General features: G+C 69.3%; 22 protein-coding genes. 11 read left to right on the top strand and 11 right to left on the bottom strand.

What is annotated here, in order from left to right; genetic code table 11:
* Positions 1-70: 70 nt before the first annotated feature.
* Positions 71-1,081 carry a hypothetical protein gene (locus tag VGI12_13940; protein HEY2433772.1) on the top strand — a complete coding sequence of 337 codons (1,011 nt, stop codon included), beginning with the start codon at positions 71-73 and terminating at the stop codon, positions 1,079-1,081.
* A gap of 4 nt (positions 1,082-1,085) precedes the next feature.
* On the opposite strand, the gene hemL is transcribed toward VGI12_13940, so the two are convergent.
* From hemL to VGI12_13920, 4 genes are all read right to left on the bottom strand, one after another.
* The gene (gene hemL, locus VGI12_13935) at positions 1,086-2,366 is read right to left on the bottom strand and encodes a glutamate-1-semialdehyde 2,1-aminomutase (protein ID HEY2433771.1); all 1,281 of its coding nucleotides are present in this window, start codon (positions 2,364-2,366) and stop codon (positions 1,086-1,088) included.
* 14 nt (positions 2,367-2,380) lie between these two features.
* A complete protein-coding gene (locus VGI12_13930) occupies positions 2,381-2,995 on the bottom strand; it encodes a hypothetical protein (GenBank protein HEY2433770.1) in 615 nt (204 codons plus the stop codon).
* Between the two features lie 136 nt (positions 2,996-3,131).
* Positions 3,132-4,460, bottom strand: coding sequence for an ATP-binding protein (locus VGI12_13925; protein HEY2433769.1), 1,329 nt, complete (start codon positions 4,458-4,460; stop codon positions 3,132-3,134).
* A complete protein-coding gene (locus VGI12_13920) occupies positions 4,438-5,826 on the bottom strand; it encodes a sigma-54 dependent transcriptional regulator (GenBank protein HEY2433768.1) in 1,389 nt (462 codons plus the stop codon). The genes VGI12_13925 and VGI12_13920 overlap by 23 nt, the downstream gene beginning before the upstream one ends.
* A gap of 174 nt (positions 5,827-6,000) precedes the next feature.
* Between VGI12_13920 and VGI12_13915 the strand changes: the two genes are divergently transcribed.
* Genes VGI12_13915 through VGI12_13905 form a run of 3 tightly spaced genes read left to right on the top strand, consistent with a single transcriptional unit; the run spans position 6,001 to position 12,027 of the window.
* Positions 6,001-7,143, top strand: coding sequence for a SpoIIE family protein phosphatase (locus tag VGI12_13915; GenBank protein HEY2433767.1), 1,143 nt, complete (start codon positions 6,001-6,003; stop codon positions 7,141-7,143).
* A 46-nt stretch (positions 7,144-7,189) separates the two neighbouring features.
* A complete protein-coding gene (locus tag VGI12_13910) occupies positions 7,190-9,616 on the top strand; it encodes an ABC transporter permease (protein HEY2433766.1) in 2,427 nt (808 codons plus the stop codon).
* A gap of 2 nt (positions 9,617-9,618) precedes the next feature.
* Entirely contained in the window at positions 9,619-12,027 is a 2,409-nt protein-coding gene (locus VGI12_13905; GenBank protein ID HEY2433765.1) for an ABC transporter permease, read from the top strand.
* Positions 12,028-12,041: 14 nt separating this feature from the next.
* On the opposite strand, the gene hemB is transcribed toward VGI12_13905, so the two are convergent.
* The 7 genes from hemB to VGI12_13870 all read right to left on the bottom strand — a co-directional run bounded on the left by hemB (position 12,042) and on the right by VGI12_13870 (position 19,536).
* A complete protein-coding gene (gene hemB / locus VGI12_13900; GenBank protein HEY2433764.1) occupies positions 12,042-13,049 on the bottom strand; it encodes a porphobilinogen synthase in 1,008 nt (335 codons plus the stop codon).
* Between the two features lie 34 nt (positions 13,050-13,083).
* Positions 13,084-14,607, bottom strand: a complete 1,524-nt coding sequence (cobA, locus tag VGI12_13895) for a uroporphyrinogen-III C-methyltransferase (GenBank protein ID HEY2433763.1) — start codon at positions 14,605-14,607, stop codon at positions 13,084-13,086.
* Between the two features lie 10 nt (positions 14,608-14,617).
* Positions 14,618-15,541, bottom strand: coding sequence for a hydroxymethylbilane synthase (gene hemC, locus VGI12_13890; GenBank protein ID HEY2433762.1), 924 nt, complete (start codon positions 15,539-15,541; stop codon positions 14,618-14,620).
* Positions 15,538-16,812 (bottom strand): glutamyl-tRNA reductase, encoded by a 1,275-nt coding sequence (hemA, locus tag VGI12_13885; GenBank protein HEY2433761.1) that lies wholly within the window; start codon positions 16,810-16,812, stop codon positions 15,538-15,540. Before hemA ends, hemC begins: the two co-directional genes overlap by 4 nt.
* 113 nt (positions 16,813-16,925) lie before the next feature.
* Positions 16,926-17,753 carry a cytochrome c biogenesis protein CcsA gene (gene ccsA, locus VGI12_13880; protein HEY2433760.1) on the bottom strand — a complete coding sequence of 276 codons (828 nt, stop codon included), beginning with the start codon at positions 17,751-17,753 and terminating at the stop codon, positions 16,926-16,928.
* A complete protein-coding gene (locus tag VGI12_13875; protein HEY2433759.1) occupies positions 17,750-18,655 on the bottom strand; it encodes a VWA domain-containing protein in 906 nt (301 codons plus the stop codon). Before VGI12_13875 ends, ccsA begins: the two co-directional genes overlap by 4 nt.
* A complete protein-coding gene (locus VGI12_13870) occupies positions 18,652-19,536 on the bottom strand; it encodes a VWA domain-containing protein (protein ID HEY2433758.1) in 885 nt (294 codons plus the stop codon). Before VGI12_13870 ends, VGI12_13875 begins: the two co-directional genes overlap by 4 nt.
* Positions 19,537-19,579: 43 nt before the next feature.
* Between VGI12_13870 and VGI12_13865 the strand changes: the two genes are divergently transcribed.
* The 7 genes from VGI12_13865 (at position 19,580) to VGI12_13835 (ending at position 23,352) form a co-directional block, all read left to right on the top strand.
* The gene (locus VGI12_13865) at positions 19,580-19,789 is read left to right on the top strand and encodes a hypothetical protein (protein ID HEY2433757.1); all 210 of its coding nucleotides are present in this window, start codon (positions 19,580-19,582) and stop codon (positions 19,787-19,789) included.
* 47 nt (positions 19,790-19,836) lie between these two features.
* Positions 19,837-20,088 carry an AtpZ/AtpI family protein gene (locus tag VGI12_13860; protein HEY2433756.1) on the top strand — a complete coding sequence of 84 codons (252 nt, stop codon included), beginning with the start codon at positions 19,837-19,839 and terminating at the stop codon, positions 20,086-20,088.
* A gap of 73 nt (positions 20,089-20,161) precedes the next feature.
* Complete coding sequence (locus tag VGI12_13855; protein ID HEY2433755.1) at positions 20,162-20,500, top strand: hypothetical protein; 339 nt, start codon at positions 20,162-20,164, stop codon at positions 20,498-20,500.
* Positions 20,501-20,503: 3 nt separating this feature from the next.
* Positions 20,504-21,445 (top strand): F0F1 ATP synthase subunit A, encoded by a 942-nt coding sequence (atpB, locus tag VGI12_13850; GenBank protein ID HEY2433754.1) that lies wholly within the window; start codon positions 20,504-20,506, stop codon positions 21,443-21,445.
* A 60-nt stretch (positions 21,446-21,505) separates the two neighbouring features.
* On the top strand, positions 21,506-21,715 hold the full coding sequence (locus VGI12_13845) for an ATP synthase F0 subunit C (protein ID HEY2433753.1): 210 nt from the start codon (positions 21,506-21,508) through the stop codon (positions 21,713-21,715).
* A gap of 9 nt (positions 21,716-21,724) precedes the next feature.
* Entirely contained in the window at positions 21,725-22,231 is a 507-nt protein-coding gene (gene atpF, locus VGI12_13840) for a F0F1 ATP synthase subunit B (protein HEY2433752.1), read from the top strand.
* 128 nt (positions 22,232-22,359) lie between these two features.
* A complete protein-coding gene (locus tag VGI12_13835) occupies positions 22,360-23,352 on the top strand; it encodes a fatty acid desaturase (protein ID HEY2433751.1) in 993 nt (330 codons plus the stop codon).
* Positions 23,353-23,417 lie beyond the last annotated feature (65 nt).

Here is a 23,417-nt window from a genome sequence, read left to right as displayed (position 1 = left end):
GGCTTCCGGTAATTCTACCACCCGGCCCTTTTCTTGCACTGAGCGTCCTACCAGGGGGAAGAAGATACCAATGAGACTGATGAGTATGGTGCGTCCGGGGGTCCTGCTGCTGGCGATGGCTGTTCCGGTCGCGGCCGAGCAGGCTCCGCGTAGCGCGGCAGCGGCGTCGCAGGCCGCGGTCACGTCCGCCGACATCCAACGGCTTCAGGATCAGGTCTATGACGTGAGTAACGAGGTTTCGCGCCTGCGTTCGCGCGATCAGGCCGGTGCCGATCGTCTGCAGACGCGTCTCGACGATGCGCGCGACGAGGTGACGTATCTGCGGGTGAAGATGCGCAGGGAAGGCTCGGTCAGCCGCGACGAGTACACGGAGGCACGCAGCGCGATCGAGTCGATCCGCGGCGAAACGCGCGGGATGGCGAATCCTGGCGCCGCGCAAGGCGCTGACGTCCATCAGGGGAACTCGACCTGGTCAAATGGCGGGACGGCCGGCGGCAACGCCGCTCCAGCGCCTGTCGACGAGGGCCGGTCGCCGACCGTCAGCGCTCCGGCGCCGACCAGCGGCCAGGCGTCCTCGACCCGCCGGAACGAAGTGCCCTCGGGAACCGAGCTCGACGTGCGTCTCGAACGCGGCCTCAATTCGGGCACGGCCCAGGTCGAGGATCGCTTCTCGGCGACGACCCTCGCGAACCTGTATCAGGGCAGCGACGTATTGATCCCGGCGGGTTCGACGCTGCGCGGTGTCGTCAGCTCGGTCACCAAGGCGACGCGGACCGAGCGCAAGGGCGCGCTGACGGTGGCGTTCGATCAGATCACGATCAACGGCAGGGCTTATCCGATCCACGCGACCGTGTCGCAGGCGCTCGAGAGCGAGGGGATTCGTGGCGAGGCCGGCAAGATCGGCGCGGGTGCGGGCGTCGGGGCGATTCTCGGCGGCATCCTCGGCGGCGCCAAGGGCGCGGTGCTCGGCATCCTGATTGGCGGCGGCGGCACGATCGCCGCCACCGAAGGCAAGGACGTCGACCTGGCCGCCGGCAGCATTTTGCGCGTCAAGATGGAACAAGCGCTGATCGTGAAGTGACGTCTTACTCTTCCAGATCCGTCAGGGCGGCGCGAGCCGCCTTGACGGTCACCTCCACGTCCCGCTCGGTGTGCGCGCCCGAGAGGAACCAGGCTTCGAACTGCGACGGGGGCGGATAGACGCCGCGCGCCAACATGCCTCGGAAGAACGCCGCGTAGCGTGAGGTGTCGGCGGTCAGCGCCGACGACAGATCGCGGACGGGCTGTGCCGTGAAGAACGGCGTCACGAGCGAGCCGAACGCGTTGACCTGCATCGCGACGCCGGCGTCGCGCGCCGCCTCCGCAAGTCCGGCGGCGAGCCGCGCGCCGAGTTTCGATAGGTGCCTATAGAGCTTGGGCGACAGCTCCGCCAACGACCACAGTCCGGCGCTCATCGCCAGCGGGTTTCCTGACAACGTGCCCGCCTGATACACCGGTCCTGACGGCGCGACGAGCGACATCAGGTCGGCCCTGCCGCCGTAGGCGCCGACCGGCAGCCCCCCGCCGATAATCTTTCCGAGGCACGTCAGGTCTGGCTTGATGCCGAAAATCTGCTGGGCGCCGCCGGGCGCCGCGCGGAAACCCGAGATCACCTCGTCGAAAATCAGCAGCGCGCCGTGTCGGGTCGTGAGCTGGCGCAATCCGTCAAGGAAGCCGTCGCGGGGCGCGACGACGCCCATGTTGCCGGCGATCGGCTCGACGATCACCGCGGCGATCTCTCCCCCGAACCGGACGAAGAGCGTGTCCACCGACGACAAATCGTTGTACTTCGCCAGCAGCGTGTCGGCCGCCGCCGCCTTCGGCACACCAGGGCTGGTGGGCACGCCGAGCGTCAGCGCGCCGGATCCCGCCTGGACCAGAAAGGCGTCGGCGTGGCCGTGATAGCAGCCCTCGAACTTGACGATCCGTTCGCGGCTGGTGGCGGCACGGGCGACGCGGACCGCGCTCATCGCCGCTTCGGTCCCCGAGTTGACGAATCGCACGCGTTCCAGCGACGGCATCAGCATCGAGACGCGCTGTCCGAGACGCGTTTCGAGGTCAGTCGGTGCGCCGAAGCTGGTGCCGCGCGCCGCCGCGGCGGAGAGCGTTTTCAGCAGACCCTTCGGCGCGTGGCCGTGGATGAGCGGGCCCCACGACATCACGTAGTCGATGTAGGTGTTGCCGTCGGCGTCTTCGAGGCGCGCGCCCTTGCCGCGGGTGACGAACAGCGGCGTCGCGCCGACCGACTTGAAGGCTCGGACGGGACTGTCGACTCCACCGGGCAGGATGCGCGAGGCGGCGGCGAAGAGCTTCGCCGATCTCGCCATGCGTCGTGGACGCATCACTTGCTGATGGCGCCGGCGACCGCCTCCGAGGCCTTGGCGATGAGCGGCGTCAGCAGATCCTCGCCGTTGCTCTTCGCCTTGGCGCTGTCGGACTTGAGTGGCATCAACGTGGCGCCATCGGCCGTCACGATCTTATAGGTCATCGTGATCTCGTCTTTCGCGTGCGTCTGGTACGAGAAGTCCGAGACCGCGACCGCGCTGCCCTCGGCGGCTCCTGCCGCGACGGCGCCGCCGGCGCCCCCCGGGATCGGAATGTAGGCGGCGGTTGTGCCCGCTGCGCGGGCGATCGTGCCGGCCTTGCTCGGACCGGTGCTGCCCGCCTTGCGGTTGATCGTGACCATGAGAATCCGGGGGCATTCCTTCTGCTTCGCTTCCTCGTTGGCCTGCGACGCCAGCTTGGCGTCCAGCATCACCGATTGCAGCGACGGACCCGTCAGGTACGACTCGAAGCTGGCCCGGACCGACGTCGCGACCGCCGGGGCATTGTCCACGCCTTCGACCGACGGCAGGAGCAGCGCGATGCAGACCTTCCCGGGTGCGGGCGCCTGCGGTGGCGTGTGCCGAGGCATGGCGGCGGCGAGCACGATGGCGATCGAAGTCAGCGCGTACATCAAAACCTCCGGGAAAGTGGACACAGTATAGCTGTTGCTGAAAGCGCGGCGCTCCGGGATGGCTCGGGCCATCGCGCGCTCGATCGCGACGCCGCCTCGCGCCCGCGAGACGAACCGCTGTCGCAGCGGGCGCCTGCTACAGGGGCAGCCGCAGAGTCGCGCGACAGCCCCGCGCGCCGGCCCGGTTCTCGAGACTCAGCGTCCCGCCATGGGCTTCGGCGATCTGGCGGCTGAGCGCGAGCCCGATGCCAGAGCCCTGCGGCTTGGTCGTGAAGAACGGCACGAACAGGTTCGAGGTCTCCGGCAGCCCCGGTCCTTCGTCGTCTACCCTGACTTCGAGAAAGCCGTTGGCCGGTGTCCAGCCGATGCTGACCCTGCCGCGCGTTTCGAGGCTCGCGTCGACAGCGTTGCGCACAATATTGATGAGCAATTGCTCGAGCTGGTCGGGATCGGCCTCCACCTGCACGTCTTCGTGCGTCTCGACGGTGATCGGCAGGCGGTTCTCGAGTTCGGCGATCCGGCGCGCCAGCGGCAGGAACCGGATCGGGCGTTCCTGCGGCTTCGGCAGTTTCGCGAGCTGCGCGTACTGGCGCAGGAACCGCCCCAGCGCGCCCGACCGCGTCTCGATCAGGTTCAACCCGTCCTGGATCTCGGCGGCGCGCGGCACGTCGGGGATGCGCGAGATCATCCGGCGAATGCTGTGCGCAATCGACTTGATGGGCGTCAGGGAGTTGTTGATCTCGTGCGAGAGCACGCGCACGATGCGCTGCCAGGCGAGCTGCTGCTCCTCGCGCAGCGCGCGGCTCAGGTCGGCGAACACGAGCAGCTGGTGCGGCCTGCCGTCGCGGTAGAACGTCGATCGGCGGAGCTCGAAGCGGCCGCCGGCGGCGCCGAACGCGTTCTCGATGAGGCGCGGAGTGTCGCCGGTAAGATAGCGCTCGAGGCGCAGCGCGACCGCGTTCTCCCCGACGATGTCCTCGCCGCGCCGGGTCAGCAGGCGTGCCGCCGCAGGATTGGCGAGCACCAGGGTTTCGTGCATGTCGAAGGCGAACACCGCGACGTCGATCGCGCCCATCACGCTGGTCAGCAGCGCCGTCGACTCGACCGCTTCCGACCGCTGCCGCTGGAGCGTATCGCCGAGGGAGTTGATCTCCTTCATCACGAGATCGGCGGCGCTGCCCGGTTTCGCGCCAGTGCTCCGGATGGAGTAGTCCCCCTCGTGCAGCGCGCCGAGCAGGTTGGCGGCGAGGTAGAGCACGCGTGTGACCATCTGGTGCGCCGCGACGGCGCAGCCAATCCACACGGCGAGGACCACGGCTGCGAGGGTCCAGCGCACCTCGAAGCTGTAGCTCTCGCCCCAGACGATCCAGACGAGCGCGAGCGCCGCCGGCAGGCCGCCGAGCAGCGTCAGCCCCATGACCGACTGCTCGAGGCTCCAGTGCCTAGCGGCTGTGCCTGAGGCCATACTGCTGCAAACGTCGATACAGCGCGCTGCGGCTCATGCCGAGCTGCTCCGCGGCGAGCCGGACATCGCCGTTGTGGCGCGCCAGCACGTTTTCGATGAACACCCGTTCGGCGTCTTCGAGCGACAGCGCCTCGGGTCCGGGGGCGCCGGCGCCGGATGCCCGCGGCCGCAGCTGGAGGTGGCGGGCCGCGATGGTGGTCGCCGCGGGATCGGCCAGCAGCACGGCACGCTCGACCGCGTGCGCCAGCTCGCGCACGTTGCCGGGCCAGGCGTGCGCGTGCATCGCGGCCATCGCGTCGGCCTCGAAATCGAGGATCGATCTGCGGTAGCGGGCACCGTAGATGCCGAGAAAGTGCCGCGCCAGCGCCGGCAGGTCGCCGCGGCGATCGCGCAGCGGCGGCAGATGGATCATGACGGTATTGAGCCGATAGAGCAGATCCTCGCGGAAGCGGCCGGCGTCGATCTCGGCGTGCAGGTCCGCGTTGGTCGCCGACAGCACGCGGACGTTGACATAGCGCACCCGCGACGAGCCGACGCGCGCGAACTCGCCGGTCTGGAGCACGCGCAGCAGCTTGGCCTGCAGGCGCATTGGCATCGTGGCGATCTCGTCGAGGAACAGCGTGCCCTCGTCGGCCATCTCGAAGCAGCCGATGCGGTCGACGCGGGCGTCGGTGAACGCCCCCTTCACGTGGCCGAACAGTTCGCTCTCCGCGATCCCCTCGGCGAGCCCGCCGGCGTTCATCGTCACCAGGGGGCGCGTGCGGCGATCGCTGTAGGCATGCAGCCACGCCGCGACGACTTCCTTGCCGGTCCCGTGCTCGCCGGTGATCAGCACGGCCGCGTCAGACGGCGCCACCCGCTCGATCGTCAGGCGGATCTCGCTGATCGACGGCGCGTCGCCGATGAACGGCGGCGTGACGCCGCGCTGCAGCCGCTGGTTGGCTTCCTGGAGACGCTGGCTGCGGCGGACGGCGCGCCGCAGCTCGATCTGGGTCCGGGCCGCGGCGAGCAGCTTCTCGTCGTCCCACGGCTTTTCGATGTAGTCGCGAGCGCCACGCCGCATCGCCTCCACGGCGCCGGCGATCGAGCTCCATGCGGTCATCACCAGCACGGGGAGCGTCCGGTCGAGCGCGCGAAGGCGCTCCATCAGGTCGAACCCTTCCTGGCCAGAGGTCGTGTCGCGGGTGTAGTTGAGATCGAGGAGGGCCAGGTCGAAGTCCGACGCTTCGAGGCGCTCGAGCGCCTCGGCCGGCGAGCGCGCCGGCGTCACCTCGTAGCCTTCGTCGACCAGCAGCAGTCGGAGCGCGTCGATGATGTCCTGCTGGTCGTCGGCGATCAGAATGCGAATCGGTGTGGTCTCGGCCATCCGTTGTGCTGCTTAGACGGCAGTCGCCCGGTCGACGGCGTGTCGCGCGGCTGCGACGGGGCGTCGCGCCGTCGCGACGGGTGCGGACAGCCCCGACCGGAATGCCGCGCATTTCGGCCCGTCACCGCGTGGTACGGGGATTGTTGTCGCCATCAGTCGCGAATGTATAGCAGTATGGTTGCCATTCGTCCCCAGACCGCCGCCCGCGTGCTCGTCGCCGACGACCAGCCCGACGTCCTCGAGGCCCTCCGCTGGCTCCTCACCGGCGAGGGCTATTCCCCGGAATTCGTCAGTTCCACCGACGCCGTGCTCGAGCGGTTGCGCGAGGGCCCGTTCGACCTGCTGCTGATGGACCTCAACTACGGCCGCGACACGACCTCGGGACGCGAGGGGCTCGAGCTCATTCCTCAAATCCGCGCCCACGATCCCTTGCTGCCGATCGTGGTGATGACCGGGTGGGGCAGCGTCGACACCGCCGTCGAGGCCATGCGCCGCGGCGCCCGCAGTTTCGTCCAGAAGCCGTGGGAAGACGTCGCGCTGCTCGAGATCCTGCAGCGCGAGATCGAAGAAGCGCGCGCCACCCGCCGCCGCGACGCCCGCCAGCAGAAGGAGTTCGAGGAAGCCCGTCTCATCCAGCGCGGCCTGCTGCCGACGACGATGCCGCAGACGGCGGCGATCCGGCTGGCCTCGTCGTGGCGCCCGGCCAACGGCGTCGGCGGCGACTGCTTCGACGCGCTCGTCTTCGCCGGCGGCGCGCTCGGCGTCGTCATCGCCGACGTGGCGGGCAAGGGCGTACCGGCGGCGCTCCTGATGTCGAACCTGCAGGCCGCGGTGCGCGCCTTCGCGCAGGACGGCGCCGCTCCCGCCGCCGTCACCGCCAGCGTCAACCGGTTGCTGTGCCGCAACATGGCGAGCGGCCGGTTCGTGACGTTCTGCTATGCGCGGATCGATCCGGCGGAGGGCCGCCTGACCTACGCCAACGCCGGACACAACCCGCCGCTGCTCGTGCGCGCCGGCGGTGCGGTCGACCGCCTGTCGCCGGGCGGCACCGTGCTCGGCGTGTTCGCGGACAGCACCTACGAACAGGGGGCGTGGCCGATCGGCCCCGGCGACCGGCTCGTGTTCTACACCGACGGCATGACGGAGGGGCGCAACACCGCGGGCGACGAATACGGCGACGACCGGATCGTGGAGGCCGCCGTCGCGCACCGCGGTCTCGACGCCGAGGCGATGCTGTCGGCGATCCTTCGGGACGTCGAGTCGTTCAACGGCGGCGCCTACGAAGACGACGCCACGCTGATCGTGGCGGCCCTGTGAACGAAATCCGCGAGGCGCGGCGCTGCCGCGCAGGGAGCGACCCCAGATGACCGAGTTTCGCCAGGCCTTTCGCGCGCTCTTCAAGCGGCCGGCCTTTGCCACGATCGCCATAGTCACGCTCGCGCTCGGCATCGGCGCCAACACGGCGATATTCAGCGTGATCAACGGCGTAATGCTGCGGCCGCTGCCCTACAGCGAACCCGATCGGATCGTCAGGCTCGGCGAGCGCAACTCGCGCGGCGGTCGCTCGCGCGTCTCGCATCCCAATTTCATCGACTGGCGTCAGCGCGCGACGAGCTTCGAGGCGGTCGCCGCCTATGGGTGCGATACCGTCACGGTGCTCGGCGCCGACCAGCCGCGTTTCGCGGACGGCTGCGCGGTCAGCGAAGGATTCTTCAAGGTGTTCGGCATGAACGCCGCGCTCGGGCGAACGTTCATCGCCGAGGAATCCCGCCTCAACGGCGTGCCGGCGGTCGTCGTCAGCCACCGATTCTGGCAGAGCGCGCTCGCCTCGAGGCCCGACCTCGCCGCGCTGGCGCTCAAGCTCGACGGCCGGACCGCGCGCGTGGTCGGCGTGATGCCGGAGTCGTTCGATTATCCGGGTGGCACCGACGTGTGGATCCCGGCGGAGCTCAGCCCCGACGACGGCGGCCGGACCGCGCACAACTGGGACGTCGTCGCTCGCTTGAAACCCGGCATTCCGCTGAGCGCGGCCGCTGCCGAGATGCAGACCATCGGCGGGCAGTTGAAGCAGGAGTACGGCAACGACGAGAACGCGATCGGCGTGGTGACGACCGGGCTCAAGGAAGACCTGGTGCCGGCGCAGTCGAGGAAGGCGCTGCTGCTGCTGCTCGGCACCGTCGGCCTGGTGCTGCTCATCGCCTGCGCCAACGTCGCCGCGACGCTGCTCGCGCGCGGCGAAGAGCGGCGCACCGAGATGGCCGTGCGGGCGGCGCTCGGCGCCAGGCGCGGACGGCTCGTCCGCCAGCTGCTCGTCGAGAGCTCGCTGCTCGGCATACTCGGCGGGGTGGCGGGGCTGCTGCTGGCTGCCTGGCTCGTGCGGATTCTGCGCTCGCTGGACGGCCTCGCGCTGCCGCGCCAGGACGCGATCGGCGTCGACCAGACGGTGCTCGCGTTCACGGTGCTGCTGGCGCTGCTGACGCCGCTGGTGTTCGGGCTGCTGCCGTCGCTGCAGGCCTCGCGCGCCGATCTGCGGAGCGCGCTCGCCGCTGCCGGGCGTTCGGCGGCGCCGGCGCGCGCGCGCGCCCGCAACGGGCTGGTTGCCGCCGAGGTCGCGGTGGCGCTCGTCCTGCTCGTCGGCTCGGCGCTCCTCGTGCGCAGTTTCCTGCGAGTGACGTCGATCGACCCGGGTTTCGATCCCGCCGGCGTCGTCACTGCTGACATGGCGGTGCCGCTGACGAGCTACGGCGACGCCTCGCAATCCGCGGCGTTCTACACCGCGTTGACCGAGCGCCTGCGGACGATCCCTGGCGTCGAGGCGGCGGCCGCCGCCACCCAGCTGCCGCTCGGGAAATTCGATCCCGACGGCGCGCTGCAGTTCGAGGGGCATCCAGACGTCGGCGGCATCGGCGACCACAGCTACGACGGCTTCAAGTATTCGGCTGGCTACAAGGTCGTGACGCCGGGATATTTCGAAGCCTTGCACATGAAGCTGCTGCAAGGGCGCCGGCTGACCGCCGGCGATGTCGCCGGTCAACCGCCGGTCGCCGTCGTCAGCCAGCTGTTCGTCAGGCAATTCCTGCCGCAGGTCAATCCGATCGGCGTCCGTTTCAAGTACGCCGGGATGGAGCAGGTCAATCCGGTCCTGACCATCGTCGGGGTGGTCGATGACGTGCACTTCAATTCGTTGACGCGGCCGGCCGCCCCGCAGGTCTACGTGCCGATGCTCCAGGCGCCGTTTCGATCGCGCTACACCATTTCGGTCGTGGCGCGCGCCGCCGACGTGCGCCGGGAAGCGCAGGTCGCTTCGGCGCTTCGCCAAGCGGTGCAGGCGGCCGATCCGGACGTGCCGCTGGATCTCTCGTCGCTCGAGACGATGGTGTCGGAGTCGGTCGCCGACCGCCGGCTGCTGCTCACGCTGGTGGCGGCGTTCGCCGGGCTGGCGCTCGCGCTCGCGGCGATCGGCATCTACAGCGTCCTGTCGCAGGCGGTGGCGCAGCGCACGGCGGAGATCGGCCTCCGCATGGCGCTCGGCGCCGACGCCGGCACCGTGGTCCGGCTGATGCTGGCGGGCGCGATGATGCCGGTCATGCTTGGCGCCGGCATCGGACTCGCCGCCGCGATCGCGACGACGCGCGTGCTTCAGTCGTTTCTGTTCGAGGTCCGGCCGCTCGATCCGGCCGCCTTCGTTGCAGCGGTCGCAGTGCTCGCCGCGGTGGCCCTGGTCGCGGCGTACGGCCCGGCGCGACGCGCCACCCGCGTCGATCCCCTGCAGGCGCTGCGGACGCAGTAGCCATGCGGCTTGGCAATGACTTTCGGTATGCGCTGCGCTCTCTGGCGGCCAGCCCCGGCTTTGCCGCCGCCGCGGCGCTGACCCTGGCCCTCGGCATCGGCGCCAACACGGCGATCTTCACCGCCGTCTACGGCGTGCTGCTGAAACCGCTGCCGTATGGCGAGCCCGATCGGCTGGTCCGAATCGGCGAGACGCGTCGCGGATCTCCGTGGAACGTCGCATATCCGAACTATCTCGACTGGCGCGCGCGCAACCATGTGTTCGACGGGATGGCCATCTTCAACACCTACGGCCGCGTCATCCTGACGGCGGAGTCGGGGCCGGCCGACGTGTTTCAGAGCGGCAGCTGCGAAGTGAACATGTTCGCGGTGATGGGAATCCCGCCGTCCCATGGCCGCACCTTCACGGTCGAGGATGCCGCCTCCGGAGCCCCTGCGGTCGTCGTCCTCAGCGATCGCGCCTGGCACCTGCGGTTCGGCGGCGACCCGACGGCGATCGGGCGCACGGTGCAGATCGAGGACGACGCGGTGACGATCCTGGGTGTGCTGCCCCCGGACGTCCGGCCCTTCGACGTGGACGTCTGGCGCCCGCACCGTCCCGGCCTGCTGCAGCCGATGCAGCTCGATCGGGCGAACCATCCGGGCTTCGGCGTAGTCGCGCGGCTGCGGCGCGGGGTGTCGGCGGAAGACGCGCAGCGCGAGATGTCGGCGATTGCCACGTCGCTCGAGCGCGAGTACCCGGCGTCGAACACCGGCTATGGCGTGCTGGTCCGGCCGGTGCTCGACGCCGCCACGAGCGGGATCCGTCCGACGCTGCGGCTGCTGATGGCCGCGGTGATGGTGCTCCTGCTGATCGCCTGCGCCAACGTCGCCAACCTGCTTCTCGCCAAGGGACTGCGCCGCGCGCGCGAGACGTCGGTCCGTGCCGCGCTCGGCGCGTCGCGCGGCGCGATCGTCAGGCTCTTCCTGATCGAAGGCCTGATGCTCGGCCTGCTCGGCGCTGCCGCCGGGCTGCTTGCCGCCGGCTGGGGCGTCCGGCTCCTGCACGGCGTGCCCGGATTTGCCCTGCCGCGCGCGTCGGAAGTCGCCATCGACCCGCACGTGCTCGGCTTTGCCGCGGCACTCGGCGTGCTCACCGCCGCGCTCTTCGGGCTCGCGCCGGCGATGCAACTCTCGCGCGTCGACCCGATGCGTGTGCTGCGGCAGTCGAGCGCCGAGACCGCGTCGCCGGGGCAAGCGCGCGTCCGCTGGACGCTGGTCGCCGGCGAGGTCGCGCTGCTCGTCGTGCTGCTGACCGGCGCTGCGTTGATGCAGCGCAGCGTGGCCAAGCTCGCCGCCGTCGACGTCGGCTTCGACGCGGCGCGGGTGCTGTCGGTGCCGCTCCAGCAGGTGCAGAGCCGCTATCCGAACGGCGCGGCCATCAACGGGTTCGCCACGGACCTGATCGCGGCGGCGGGGCGGCATCCTGGCGTCGCGGCCGCAGCCCTCGCCTGGCCGTTCGACGCCACCGGCTTCTCATGGGCGCCCAACGTCAACCTGCCCGAACATCCGTTTGCGCCAGGCAGCGAGCCGGTCGCGCAGACGGCCGCGGTCACGCCCGGCTACTTCGCTGCGATGGGCATTCCGATCCGGCGCGGACGCGACTTCGGACCGGCCGAGCAGCCTGGCGCGCCCGTGTCGGCGATCGTCAACCAGACGTTCGCGTCGCGCTTCTTCCCGGCGGAGGATCCAATCGGGCGGCGGGTCAGCGCCATGCGGATTCCGGAGCTGGCCGACCTGACGATCGTCGGCGTCGTCGGAGACACGCGGCGCGGCGGCGCGCTCCGCGGCTACACGCCTGAGCTGTACGTCCCGTACGCGCAGTTTCCGGTGGCGGGCGGCACGCTCGTCGTCCGATCGTCGGCCGCCGACCCGCGCGCGCTCGCCGCCGACATCCGCGCCCAGGTGGCGCAGCTCGATGCGTCGTCGGCGATCGGCAGCATGGAGCGCGTCTCGGACGCGATGGCCCGCAGCTATGGCGATCGCCGCGCGCTGTCGTGGCTGCTCGGCGTCTTCGCCGTGCTGGCGTTGGTCCTCACCACGCTCGGCATCGGCAGCGTCGTGGCTTTCACCGTCGCGCAGCGCGTTACCGAGATCGGCGTCCGCATGGCGCTCGGCGCCAGGCCCGCGGAAGTCGTGAGGCTGATCGTGCAAGGCAGTCTCTCGGCGGTTGTGGCTGGAGCCGCGGCCGGTCTTCTGGCGCTGGTGCCGCTGTCACGCGTGCTCCGCACCTATCTCTACGGCGTATCGGCCGTGGACCCGCTCGCGCTGGGCGCGGCGGTCACCGTGCTGCTTGCGGCGGCCGGGTTGGCCGCTTACCTGCCGGCGCGTCGCGCCTCGCGCGTCGATCCTCTGATCGCGCTCCGCGGGTAGCCGCACAGCGCGGGCTACGCCATCGCGCGCGCCGCTTCCCGCGCGTAGTAGGTGATGACCATGTCGGCGCCGGCGCGGCGGATCGAGGTGAGTGTCTCCATCATCGCGCGCGGCTCGTCGATCCAGCCATTGCGTGCGGCCGCTTTGAGCATCGCGTACTCGCCGCTCACGTGGTACGCGGCGGTCGGCAGCGCGAACGCCTCCTTGACCCGCCAGATCACGTCGAGGTAGGTGAGCGCCGGCTTGACCATGACGATGTCGGCCCCTTCCTCGATATCGAGGGACACTTCACGCAGCGCCTCAGCGGCGTTGGCCGGATCCATCTGGTGCGACCGCCGATCGCCGAACGCCGGGGCGGAATCCGCCGCATCGCGGAAGGGCCCATAGAAGGCCGAGCAATACTTCGCCGCGTAGGCCATCGCGGCCACCTGGGTGAATGCCGAGCGATCGAGCGCCTCGCGGATACGGCCGATGCGGCCGTCCATCATGTCGGAGGGGGCGACGATGTCGGCGCCGGCCGCGGCGTGCGAGAGGGCGGCGCGCACCAGCTCCTCCACCGTCGCGTCGTTGACGATCTCGTCGCCCTCCAGAATCCCGCAGTGGCCGTGGGAGGTGTACTCGCACAGGCAGACGTCGGTGACGACGACGATCCCGGGGATCTCGCGTTTGAGCGCGCGGACTGCCGTCTGCACCGGCCCTTCCGGATCCGCGGCGCCGCTGCCGACCGCGTCTTTGCTGTCGGGCAGTCCGAACAGCAGCACGGCGGGGACGCCTTCCCGTTGCGCTGCCGCCGCTTCCTTCACGATCTCGTCGACCGACAACTGAAAGACGCCCGGCATCGAGGACACCTCGCGCCGCCGGCCCTCGCCGGTGACCACGAACAACGGATAGACGAGGTTCTCGGGACTGAGCCGCGTCTCACGCACCATCGCCCTGATTCCTGGCGAGCGCCGCAGCCGTCGCGGTCGCTGCCGCAGGTCCATGAACGCGCGCGTCGCCGGAGCGTCAATCCTGGTCGTCATTCTGCGAAATGCCCACTGCTGACTGCCCCGCTGCTCACGACGAAGCGAAATGCTCCATCAGCGCATCGACGAGGTCGGGAATCGTGTACTTCTTCGGCATCACGCCGACGCGGATCCCGAGCTGCTGCGCGGCTTCGGCGGTCACCGGCCCGATCGCCGCGACGACCGTCGTGTTGAGGAGATCCGCCGCCTGCTCTTCGCCGAGCAGGCGCGCGAAGCTGCGCACCGTGCTGGCGCTCGTGAACGTGACGGCGTCGATCTGGCGGTCGAGCAGCATCCGGTAGACGTCGTGATCGCCGTGGCGCTCGGGCCCGGCGAGGATCGTCCGGTAGGCGACCACCTCTGTGACCTCGGCGCCGGCGTCGCGCAGCTGATCCGGCAGGGCTTCGCGGGCGATGTCGGCGCGCGGCAGCAGGATGCGCGTTCCCTGCAGCGGGCCGGCCGCGGCGAGCACCTCCAGCACTCCCTCCGAGCGCGATTCGTCTGGCACGAGGTCGACGCGCACGCCAAAGCGCGAGATGTGCTGCGCCGTGGACGGCCCGACCGCGCACAGCCGCACGCCTTTCAGCTCGCGGACATCGGCGCACTGGAGCAGTCGGCCAAAGAAGGCGTCGACCGCGTTGGCGCTGGTGAAGACAATCCAGTCGTAGCCGGCGGCGGCCGCGGCGGCGCGGTCGAGCCCGTCCGGGTCGTCCGGCGGCGCGATCCGGATCGTCGGCAGCTGGATCGTCTCGGCGCCGCGCTCTTCCAGCATGTCGACGAAGTCGGCCGCCTGCTCGCGCGATCGCGTCACCACGATGCGTCGTCCGAACAACGGCCGGTCGTCGAACCAGCGGAGGTGTTCGCGCAGCCCGACGACCCGCCCGACCACGAGCATGCCGGCGCCGCGCGGCCGCGCGGATGCGGCGATCTGCGAGAGCGGCGCGACCACCGTCTGCTGGGCCGAGGTGGTGCCGTCGTAGATGATCGCCGCGGTTTCGTCGCCCGAATGGCCATGGGCGAGGAGCGCCGCCACGATCGTCCCCACCTGCGGCGCCGCGGCGTAGCAGACGAGCGTGCCGTCGATGCCCGCCAGCCGATCCCACTCGGCCGGCGGCAGCTCGGTACTTTCCCCTTCGTGTCCGCGCACCAGCGTCACGACCTCTCCCGCGCCGGGATAGGTCAGCGGGATGCCGGCATAAGCCGGGACCGCGACCGTCGCGGGAACGCCCGGAATCACCTCGAACGGAATCTGCTGCTCGTGCAGGAATATCGCTTCCTTACCGCCGCTGTCGAACAGGAACGGATCGCCCCACTTGAGGCGCACGACCGTCTTTCCCTCGCGCGCCTTCTCGACGAGCAGCAGCGAAATGGCATCCTGATCGAGCGGCCGCGGCGCGGCCGGACCCACGTCGATCTGCTCAGCGTCGGCGCGCGCCGAGCGCAGCAGCCTGGCGTGGATGTGATGGTCGTAGACCACGACGTCGGCCGTCTCGAGCCGGCGCAGGCCGCGGACGGTCATCAGTCCGGGATCACCTGGGCCGGCGCCGACGATGTACACGCAGGGGCTCTTCGGCATGCGTCTATGGTTACCGTACTTCGTCGAGAATCGCGACCGCGCCGCGCGCAGCCAGGTCTCCGGCCAGCCGGCGCCCGAGCTCCTCGGGATCCGCCGGGCTGCCGCTCGCCGCGTGCCGCACCTGCCGCGTGCCGCCGGGGGCGATGACAACCGCCTCCATTTCGAGCGCGCCGTTGCGGTGCGTCGCCAGGGCGCCGAGCGGGAGCTGGCAGCCGCCGCCGAGCGCCGAGACCAGCGCCCGTTCGGCGCGGAAGCTCGCGAACGCCTCGCCGTCGTTGAGCGCGGCCAGCACTGCCGGGGCGTTCGCCCGCGCTTCGATCGCGACAATACCCTGAGAGGGCGCCGGGAGGCAGTCGGCGGGGTCGAGGGCGAGCGTGATGCGGCCGGGGTGCCCGAGCCGCCGCAAGCCGGCGGCGGCCAGCACCAGCGCGTCGAATCCCCCCTCGTCGAGTTTGCGCAGCCGCGTGTCGACGTTGCCGCGGATCGGAGCGAAGCGCGCGCGCGGCCACCTCGCCTGCAATTGCGCGCTGCGCCGGATGCTGCCCGTCCCGATTGCCGGCGCGTCCCCGAGCATCGCCTCGATCTCGGCCAGACCGGCGGCCGGCGGCGCTCCGGGCAGCACCAGGGCGTCGCGCGGATCCTCGCGCGGCAGCACCGCTACGACCGTGAGCCCCTCCGGCAGCGTGACCGACATGTCCTTGGCGCTGTGGACGGCCACGTCGATGGCCCCCTGCAGCAGCGCGTCCTCGAGTTCCTTGACGAACAGGCCTTTCGTCCCGACATCGGTCAGCGGCGCGTCCTGCAGCCGGTCGCCCGACGTCTTGTAGGTCACGATCTCCGTCGTCACGCCGCGGCCCGCGAGCCGCGACGCGACCGCATGCGCCTGCCAAAGCGCCAGCGCGCTGCCGCGCGTGCCGATACGGAGCCCGCTCATTCGTTGTCCTTGGTGCGGAGCCGGAACAGCCGGTTCAGCGCGTCGGCATACGCGAGCGCCGTCGCCTCGTCCTCCGCTCCCTTGAGCTGCTCGGTCGGCGTCAACAGCAGCTTTTCGACGATGAGATGGGTCACTTCGTCCAGGCGTGCGCGCGCCTCCGGCGGCAGCGGTGCCAGCTTCGGCTCCAGCCGCTGCAGCTCGGCCCGGCGGATGGCGTCGAACTGCTGCCGCAGCGCCACTACGGTCGGCACGACGTCGCGCGACTGCATCCAGGCGCGGAAGCGGTCGACCTCCTCGCGCACGATCGTCTCGGCGCGCTGCACCTCGGAGCTGCGGCGCGCCAGGTTCTCCTTGACGATCCCCTGGAGGTCGTCGATGTTGTAGAGGAACACCTGATCGAGGCTGCCGGCGTCGGCTTCGATGTCGCGCGGCAGGGCGATGTCGATGAGGAAGAGGGGACGGCCGCGGCGCGGACGCATCGCGTCCTCGACGGCGGCGCGGCTCAGGACGGTCTCCGGCGACCCGGTCGCGCTCACCACGATGTCGGCGGCCGAGAGCGCCTGCGGCATCGACGTCCAGGCCACGGCGCGCCCCTGCAGCTCGCGCGCCAGCGCTTCGGCCGAGGCGAGCGTGCGGCTGGTGATCGTCAGCTGGCCGACCTCCTGCGCGCGCAGGTGGGTCGCGGTCAGCGTCGCCATCTCGCCGGCGCCGAGCACCAGCACGTTCAGCCCCTTCAGCCGGCCGAAGATCTTCCTGGCGAGCGCGATCGCGGAGAAGCTGACCGACACGGCTCCCTCGCCGACCCCGGTTTCGCTGCGGACGCGCTTGCCGACGCTGAACGCGGTGGTGAACAGCCGGTGGGTCAGCGCGCCGGTCGCCTTGAGCTCCGAGGCGGCGGAGAAGGCCTCCTTCACCTGCCCGAGAATCTGCGGCTCGCCGACAACCAGCGAGTCGAGGCCGGCCGCGACGCGAAACAGGTGGTGTGCCGCGTCGGGACCGCGGTAGACGACGACGTGCGGCGCCAGCGCGTCCCAGGCCACGCCGTTGAACTCGCTGATGAAGCGGCCGCACGATTCGGCGGCGGCGTCGGACTCGGCGCCGACGTAGATCTCGGCGCGATTGCAGGTGGAGAGCACGACCGTCTCTGGCGCCAGCTCACGCTCGCGCAACGCCGCGATCGCGGCCGGGAGCCCGCGCCGGCCGAAGTCGACCGTCTCGCGGAGCTCGACCGGCGCCGTTCTGTGACTTACGCCGACGGCGAAGAGACGCATGCTATGTGGGAATGTGGAGATGTGGAGATGTGGAAATGTGGGAACGTGGAGATGTGGAGATGGGATTGCTGTGTCTCACATTTCCACATTTCCACATTCCCACACTTCCAAAATCAAAAGTTGTGCGACCGCGTCAGGAAGTAGCCGACCGGTAGAAAATTCAGCAGCACGATGACGAAGCCGATCGCCGACAGCCACGCGGCGCGGCGGCCGCTCCAGCCGATCGTCCGGCGGGCCAGCAACGCGAACGAGTAGACGGCCCAGCAGATGAATGCGATCAGGATCTTCGGGTCGGTCGTGTGCATCGCCTGGGCGCGCGGATCGGGCGAGCCGGCAATCTGCGTGGCCCAGACCACGCCGACCATCAGGCCGCAGGTCAGGAACAGCCAGCCGACCACGACGGCGCGGCCGTTCATCACGTCGAGCACCTGCAGCGAGGGCAGGCGCGCGTAGAAGAAGCCGAGGTGTTTGGCCTTGATCTCCTTGAACAGCAGCACGTAGGTGATGCCGAGCACGAAGGCGAGCGCGAAGCTCGCGTAGGCGAAAAGCAGCGACAGCACGTGCACGGTGAAGAGCGGCGAGCGCAGGAGCGGCGGCCGCGGATCGACGGCCGGGTTGAGCGCCGGCAGCACCGAGAGACCGGCCAGCAGCGTGGTGACGAACGCGCCCATCGCGCGTTCGTCGGTCGTCAGCTCCACGTACAGGTAGGCGAGCCCGCACAGCCAGACGAACGCCGAGATCGCCGCCGTCGTGCCGACCAGCGGCGCGTAGCCGGCCTGCATCGTCTGCATGCCGATCAGAAAGGTGTGGGCGAGCAGCGCGGCGCCGAGGACCGCCGTCGCGGCCCGCCCCGAGGCCGGATCGCGACGCGCGAAGTGCGTGATGTAGACGACGGCCGCGGCCGTGTAGAGGACGAACGGAATCCAGGCGGTGATCGTCACGAACCGGTCGGGCCGTAGTAGCCCTGCTTGGTGCGGGCGGTCAGTCCCGGCTTGAGGAGGCGAACCTGGATGCGCCGCCACGCGCCGTCGCGCTTCGGGTTGCTCGAGGAATAGGCGAGCGCGTACTGGCTCGAAAGCTCGTCCCAGATCGACTGATAAATCTTCTGCAGGTCGCGCGCGTCGGTGGGGAAGTAGGCGCGGCCGCCCGTCTCGCTCGACAGTTGCTTGAGCACGAACTCCGCTTCCTTGAATTCGCGCCGCGCGATTTCCCCCTGACGCAGGCCGATCGAATAGATCACCGTCTCGGACCGCTTCGCGAGGTCGAGCACCTGGTCGTATTCGATCAGGCTCGACGTGTCGTCGCCGTCCGAGAGCAGCACGATCGCCTGGCGGCGGATGTCGGAGGTGGACTCGGCCTTGATCTTCTTCAGATCCTTCAAGGCGATGTAGAGCGCGTTGTACAAGGAGGTCGAGCCGTTGGCGGTCGTCTGGCGGATCGCCTTCTCGAGTGCGGCGGAGTCGCCGGTGAAGTTCTGCAGCACGCGCACCTGGCTGTCGAAGTCGATCACCTCGGCCTGGTCGTCCTTGTGGAGCTGGTGCGCGAAGCCGATCGCCGCTTCCTGCGTGATGCCCATGCGCTCTTCCATGCTGGCGCTGGTGTCGAGCAGCAAGGCCAAAGAGATCGGCTGCTGGGTGCGGGAGAAGAAGGTGAGGTTCTGCTTGGCGCCGTCCTCGTACACCTCGAAATCGGCGTCGTTGAGATCGCTGGCGTACTTGCCGGCCGGATCGGTGACGGTGACGTTGAGCGAGACGAGTTCGACGCCGCTGCGGATGCGCTGGCCCTGTGCGGCGAGCGTCGCCGCGCCGAGCAGGGCGGCGAGGCCGCCGGCGAACAGCTTCATTTGGCTCCCACCTGCGCGTTCCGCGTGCGCGCATGAACCGTGAGGGCCGGATTCCCCACGGTGACCTCGATTTTCTCTGGCGGAATCAGCGTCTCCGGGCGCGAGTAGGTCACCAGGTACTGGTGCGCGAGCTCGCCGGCCAGCTGTTTCATCCGCGGCGCGGCGCCGGTCAGGGCCAGCACGTTGTCGCGGCGGCCGCCGGTGCGTTCGGTGCTCGTGGCGATCACCTGGTTGCGATTGCGCACCTCGTCGGTGCGGCTGTTGTTGGGATTGCCCAGCGTGATCGTGTGCAGCGTGGCGTGCGCCTTGTCGATCGCGTCGACGACTTCCTGATAGTGCCGGTTGCTGTATTCGATCTCGGCGTCGATGGCGAGCACGACGATCACCGGACGCTTCGCTTCGCGCTTCTGGAAGCCTTTGCAGACGTCGACGATCGCATCCATCAGGTAGGCGCCCGATCCCGGCCGCGCAAAGATGTGGTGCGCGCCGTCGAGCAGCTTCTTCTGGTCGGCGGTATAGTCGACCGCGATGGTCGGCCGTTCGCCGAACGTCGTGAGGGTGATCTCTCCCTTGCCGGCGAGCGCCGGGATGAATCCGTCGAGCGCCTCGCGGATCATCTGGATGGCCGGCGAGGCCGCCTGGCTGTCGTCGACGAGCAGCGCGATGGTCATCGGCTCGGTGGCCTCACTGGCCTTGAGCACTTCGCGGACCGCGCCGTCTTCGCGGACGCGGAAATCCGCGCCGGTCAGGCCGGTCACCGCGTCGCCGTTCTTGTCGAGGACGCCGGCGTAGATCTCGGCGGGTGTGGACTGGGCGCCGAGCGGGTGGATCGCCAGCAGGCACGAGGCGGCGATCGACAGCGTCAAGATGTGGCGTTTCATGGTCTTACGGGATCGAGTATAGCCGGTTTATTCTGGTGACCGCGTGACGCGCTTCCGACGGCCGTACCTCGCTATTTTCCTGATTCTGCTGGCGCTTGCGGCGGCGGCTGGAGCCTACTATCGCTACCGCGCCGACCAGGCGGCCGCCGCCTGCGCAATGCCCGCGCCGCCCCCCAAACCGGCCACGCCGCCGCCGAACCTGCCGGGATTCGAGACGGGGACGGCGTGCGGTCCTGGTGAGCCGGCGAAATAGGAACCCGACCCGGCTGTACGTTATGATTCGGTGTTTGCGGCGTGCCGATGTCCAACTCCGATAAGGGTCGACCGTTTTCCTTCTCCAAGGCAACGCGATCGCTTCAGGAGAACGCGTCCCGCTCGGGCCCGGCCGCGGCGGTCAGCTACACGCTGATCGGCTCGATCATCCTGCTCGGCGGGCTGGGCTACGGGTTCGACGCGTGGCGCGGCACCCGGCCCTGGGGCGTGTTCATCGGGCTGATGTTGGGGATCGTCGTGGGTTTCTACGAGCTGATCAAAACGTCCTGGCGCCGGTAGGCTCTCTGTTTCCGGATCAACCGTTCGACCGTAACGCATGTCGCGACCGCTGGCAGTGATGATTGGGAGTAGTGTGGCATCGTGGCTGGCCATGACCGCCGTCGCGGGCTGGAGTGTCAATCCCGAGCTCGCGTTTGGGATGGCGGCGCCGCTCGCTGGTGCGACGGTCAGCTGGCGCGCCATCGAGCGGGCGCACGCCCGCGCGCCCGAGCGTGTGACATCGGTTTTGATCGCGGGATTCTTCGCGAAGATGGTTTTCTTCGGCCTTTACGTCGGGCTCCTCGGCGCGCTGTGGCTGAGACCGCGGGTGCTGGTCGTGGCCTTCGCGGCGTACTTCCTCCTCCTGCACGCAATCGAGGCGGGATACCTGCGCAAACTGCTGGCCGGGCCGCCGGCACCCGTGACTCCATAACGCATGCTGCAAACGCCTGAAATTCCGCCGGCCGCAGCCGAGGCGGCCGCGGAGAAATTCAACGCCGGCGAGACGATCATCGGACACGTGGCCAACAGCAGCCACGAGCATCCGCTCATCCACCTGCCCAAGGTGATGGGGATCGACTTCTCGGTGACCAAGCACGTGCTGATGCTCTGGGTGGTCGCCGCCGCCATCTTCCTGGTCGTCACCTGGATGGTGCGCCGCCATGTGCGCGAATCGCCGGACCGGCTCGTCCCGAGCCGCCCGATGAGCGGGCTCGAAGCGATCGTCGAATTCGTGCGCGACTCGATCGTGCTGCCGAACGTCGGCAAGAAGTGGGTCCGCGTCTGGACGCCGCTCATTCTGACATTCTTCGTCTTCATCCTCGGCGCCAACCTCATCGGGCTGGTCCCGATTTTCGATCTGCTCGGACTGGCCAATCACGGCCTGCTGCACCTGCCCGAGGACGCGTTCCTGAGCCGCGTCGTCCACGGCGGCACGACGTCGACCGGCAACTACAACGTCACCGCGGCGCTCGCCACCATCACCTTCGTCGCCATCATCGTCGCCGGCACGCGGGCCCACGGCTTCGTCCACCACTGGAAGAACCTGGCGCCGAAGGGGCTGGCCTGGCCGCTCTACTTCATCCTCATCCCGATCGAGGTCATGGGCATGTTCGTCCGCCCGTTCGCGCTGACGATGCGTCTTGCCGCGAATATGACGGGCGGCCACATCGCGCTGCTGTCGATCCTGTCGTTCGTCTTCATCTTCACGGAGCTGGCCGGTAAGGCGACCGCCGGCATCGGCATCGGTGTGCTGCTGTCGGTCCCGCTCGGGGTCGGCATCTCGGCATTGGAAATCATCGTCGTCCTGGTCCAGGCCTATGTGTTCACGCTGCTCACGGCGGTGTTCATCGGGATGGCGATCCACGCGGATCACTAAGACGGGTTCATTGACACTGACAAGGAGAGACAGGTAATGGGTGGTAATGCGATTGCGTTCATGGGGGCCGGCATCGGCCTCGGTCTGGCGGTCATCGGCGCGGGCCTTGGTATTGGCAAGCTCGCAGCGGGCGCGGCCGAGGCGATTGGCCGCCAGCCGAGCGCCGCGGCGCAGATCACCGGCGCGGTGAACCTGCCGCTGTTCCTGCTGGAAGGCGTCGCGATCCTCGCGGAAGTCTTCGCGCTGCTCATCGTGCTGATGAAGACGTAGGAGCGTGCGATGAACAACCCGTTGGTCCAGCCCGATCCCGGGCTCTACATCTGGACCATCGTCACGTTCCTGGTGCTGCTGGCGCTGCTGGCGCGCTTTGCCTGGCGTCCGCTGCTCGACGCGCTCGAGCAGCGCCAGGACGTGATCCGCCGTTCGCTCGACGACGCGCGCCACGCCAAGGAGGAAGTGCACCGGCTGCAAGCGGAGTCGGCACGCATTCTGTCCGAGGCCCGCAGCGAGGCGGCCGGCATCATCGCCGGCACTCGGGCGGACGCGGCGCGCTTTGCCGACGAGCTCAAGCAGAAGGCACGCGCCGACGCCGCCGCGCTGGTCAAGGGCGCGCAGCGCGAGATCGACACGCAGACGCTACGTGCGATCGACACCATCCGCCGCGAGGCGGTGGACCTGTCGGTGTCGGTGGCGTCGAAGATCCTGCGCCGCGACATCTCGCCGGCCGACCACGACAGGCTGGTCGACGATGCCATCCAGGAGATGCAGGTGAAGGCCCAGCACTAGTCGCCGTCCGCGTCTCACCTCTGCCGCCGCCGTCGCGGTCAGATCCTGATTCCTGTTCATCTACGCAGGAATCAGGAGCTGACCCTGGATCGGCGGCTGGTCCCCTTTCGCCGTACAATGGTCGGACCGTGAAGTCGCACTATTACTCGCGGCACGCCGGTGCGCTGCGGGCGGAACTCGGTGCCGCCATCTCGCGCGAGCAGATGCGCGAGCTCCACGGCAAGCGGCCGACGCACCATCTGGCCATCGCGGCCCGGCAGTTCGCGATCCTCGGCCTGGCGACGTGGGCGCTCATCCGGTTCGATAACCCGTGGGTGTGGCTGCCGCTCGCCGTCGTGCAGGGGTTCACGGTCTTCAACTTCACGATACTGCTGCACGAGGTGGTCCACCACGCCGTCTTCGAGGGGCGGCACCCGCGAGCGGAACGCGCGCTCGCGCTGCTCTACGCGATTCCGAGCGGCATCTCCGCCAGCCAGTTCACCCGCTGGCACCTCGATCACCATGCCGAGCTCGGCTCGGCCGAGGACGACCCGAAGCGGCACCACCTCTCACCGAAGATCAACGCCCGCTGGTACAAGCTGCTCTACTGCACACCGGCGCTGTTCCCGATCTATTTCCGGGCGGCGCGCCGCGAATCTTCGAGCTACCCGGCGGCGCTGCAGCAGGCGATCGCCCGTGAGCGCCGCCTGTCGACGCTGTTCCATCTCTCGGCGCTCGCCGCCATCTGGTACGGCTTCGGGTTCCCCGCGGCGCTCCGCACCAGCATCGTGCCGGTGTTCTTCGTGTTCCCTGTCGCCTTCACGCTCAACCGGTTGGGACAGCACTACGACATCGATCCCGCGGATCCGGCGAAGTGGGGCACGTTGATGCGAGGGAACTGGTTCTGGGACTTCGTCTATCTGAACTCCAACTACCATCTCGAACATCACTACTTCCCGGGCGTGCCGTTCTACAACCTGCCGCGCGTGCAGCGCGCGCTGCTGCCGTTCTACGAGCGCAAGAACATGCGCTGGCGCACCTACGCCGAGCTGCTCTACGGATGGCTGGTGCTCAATCAGGCGCCGCATACGAACTGGGACGGAGAGCGGGTCGCGGAAGGATCGTGGATGGCGCATCGATGACAGTCATTGATTCCCGATCGCGCGATCGTCGATCAGATCAGCGATGCACGGGTCAGCGACTCGGG

The sequence above is a fragment of the Vicinamibacterales bacterium genome (genome assembly GCA_036496585.1).
Lineage (GTDB): Bacteria > Acidobacteriota > Vicinamibacteria > Vicinamibacterales > 2-12-FULL-66-21 > JAICSD01.
The sequence above is the reverse complement of the archived record's forward strand: the minus strand, read 5'-3'. Positions and strand labels throughout refer to the sequence as shown.

What these genes read in the sequence shown, in the direction of transcription:
- VGI12_13870 (HEY2433758.1), bottom strand. Translation starts at nt 19,536, where the DNA reads ATGAAACGCCACATCTTGACGCTGTCGATCGCCGCCTCGTGCCTGCTG.
- VGI12_13860 (HEY2433756.1), top strand. Translation starts at nt 19,837, where the DNA reads ATGTCCAACTCCGATAAGGGTCGACCGTTTTCCTTCTCCAAGGCAACG.
- VGI12_13925 (HEY2433769.1), bottom strand. Translation starts at nt 4,460, where the DNA reads ATGGCCTCAGGCACAGCCGCTAGGCACTGGAGCCTCGAGCAGTCGGTC.
- VGI12_13910 (HEY2433766.1), top strand. Translation starts at nt 7,190, where the DNA reads ATGACCGAGTTTCGCCAGGCCTTTCGCGCGCTCTTCAAGCGGCCGGCC.
- VGI12_13875 (HEY2433759.1), bottom strand. Translation starts at nt 18,655, where the DNA reads ATGAAGCTGTTCGCCGGCGGCCTCGCCGCCCTGCTCGGCGCGGCGACG.
- atpB (HEY2433754.1), top strand. Translation starts at nt 20,504, where the DNA reads ATGCTGCAAACGCCTGAAATTCCGCCGGCCGCAGCCGAGGCGGCCGCG.
- VGI12_13845 (HEY2433753.1), top strand. Translation starts at nt 21,506, where the DNA reads ATGGGGGCCGGCATCGGCCTCGGTCTGGCGGTCATCGGCGCGGGCCTT.
- VGI12_13940 (HEY2433772.1), top strand. Translation starts at nt 71, where the DNA reads ATGAGACTGATGAGTATGGTGCGTCCGGGGGTCCTGCTGCTGGCGATG.
- VGI12_13905 (HEY2433765.1), top strand. Translation starts at nt 9,619, where the DNA reads ATGCGGCTTGGCAATGACTTTCGGTATGCGCTGCGCTCTCTGGCGGCC.
- hemB (HEY2433764.1), bottom strand. Translation starts at nt 13,049, where the DNA reads ATGACGACCAGGATTGACGCTCCGGCGACGCGCGCGTTCATGGACCTG.
- VGI12_13915 (HEY2433767.1), top strand. Translation starts at nt 6,001, where the DNA reads ATGGTTGCCATTCGTCCCCAGACCGCCGCCCGCGTGCTCGTCGCCGAC.
- VGI12_13930 (HEY2433770.1), bottom strand. Translation starts at nt 2,995, where the DNA reads ATGTACGCGCTGACTTCGATCGCCATCGTGCTCGCCGCCGCCATGCCT.
- hemC (HEY2433762.1), bottom strand. Translation starts at nt 15,541, where the DNA reads ATGAGCGGGCTCCGTATCGGCACGCGCGGCAGCGCGCTGGCGCTTTGG.
- hemL (HEY2433771.1), bottom strand. Translation starts at nt 2,366, where the DNA reads ATGGCGAGATCGGCGAAGCTCTTCGCCGCCGCCTCGCGCATCCTGCCC.
- VGI12_13920 (HEY2433768.1), bottom strand. Translation starts at nt 5,826, where the DNA reads ATGGCCGAGACCACACCGATTCGCATTCTGATCGCCGACGACCAGCAG.
- atpF (HEY2433752.1), top strand. Translation starts at nt 21,725, where the DNA reads ATGAACAACCCGTTGGTCCAGCCCGATCCCGGGCTCTACATCTGGACC.
- cobA (HEY2433763.1), bottom strand. Translation starts at nt 14,607, where the DNA reads ATGCCGAAGAGCCCCTGCGTGTACATCGTCGGCGCCGGCCCAGGTGAT.
- hemA (HEY2433761.1), bottom strand. Translation starts at nt 16,812, where the DNA reads ATGCGTCTCTTCGCCGTCGGCGTAAGTCACAGAACGGCGCCGGTCGAG.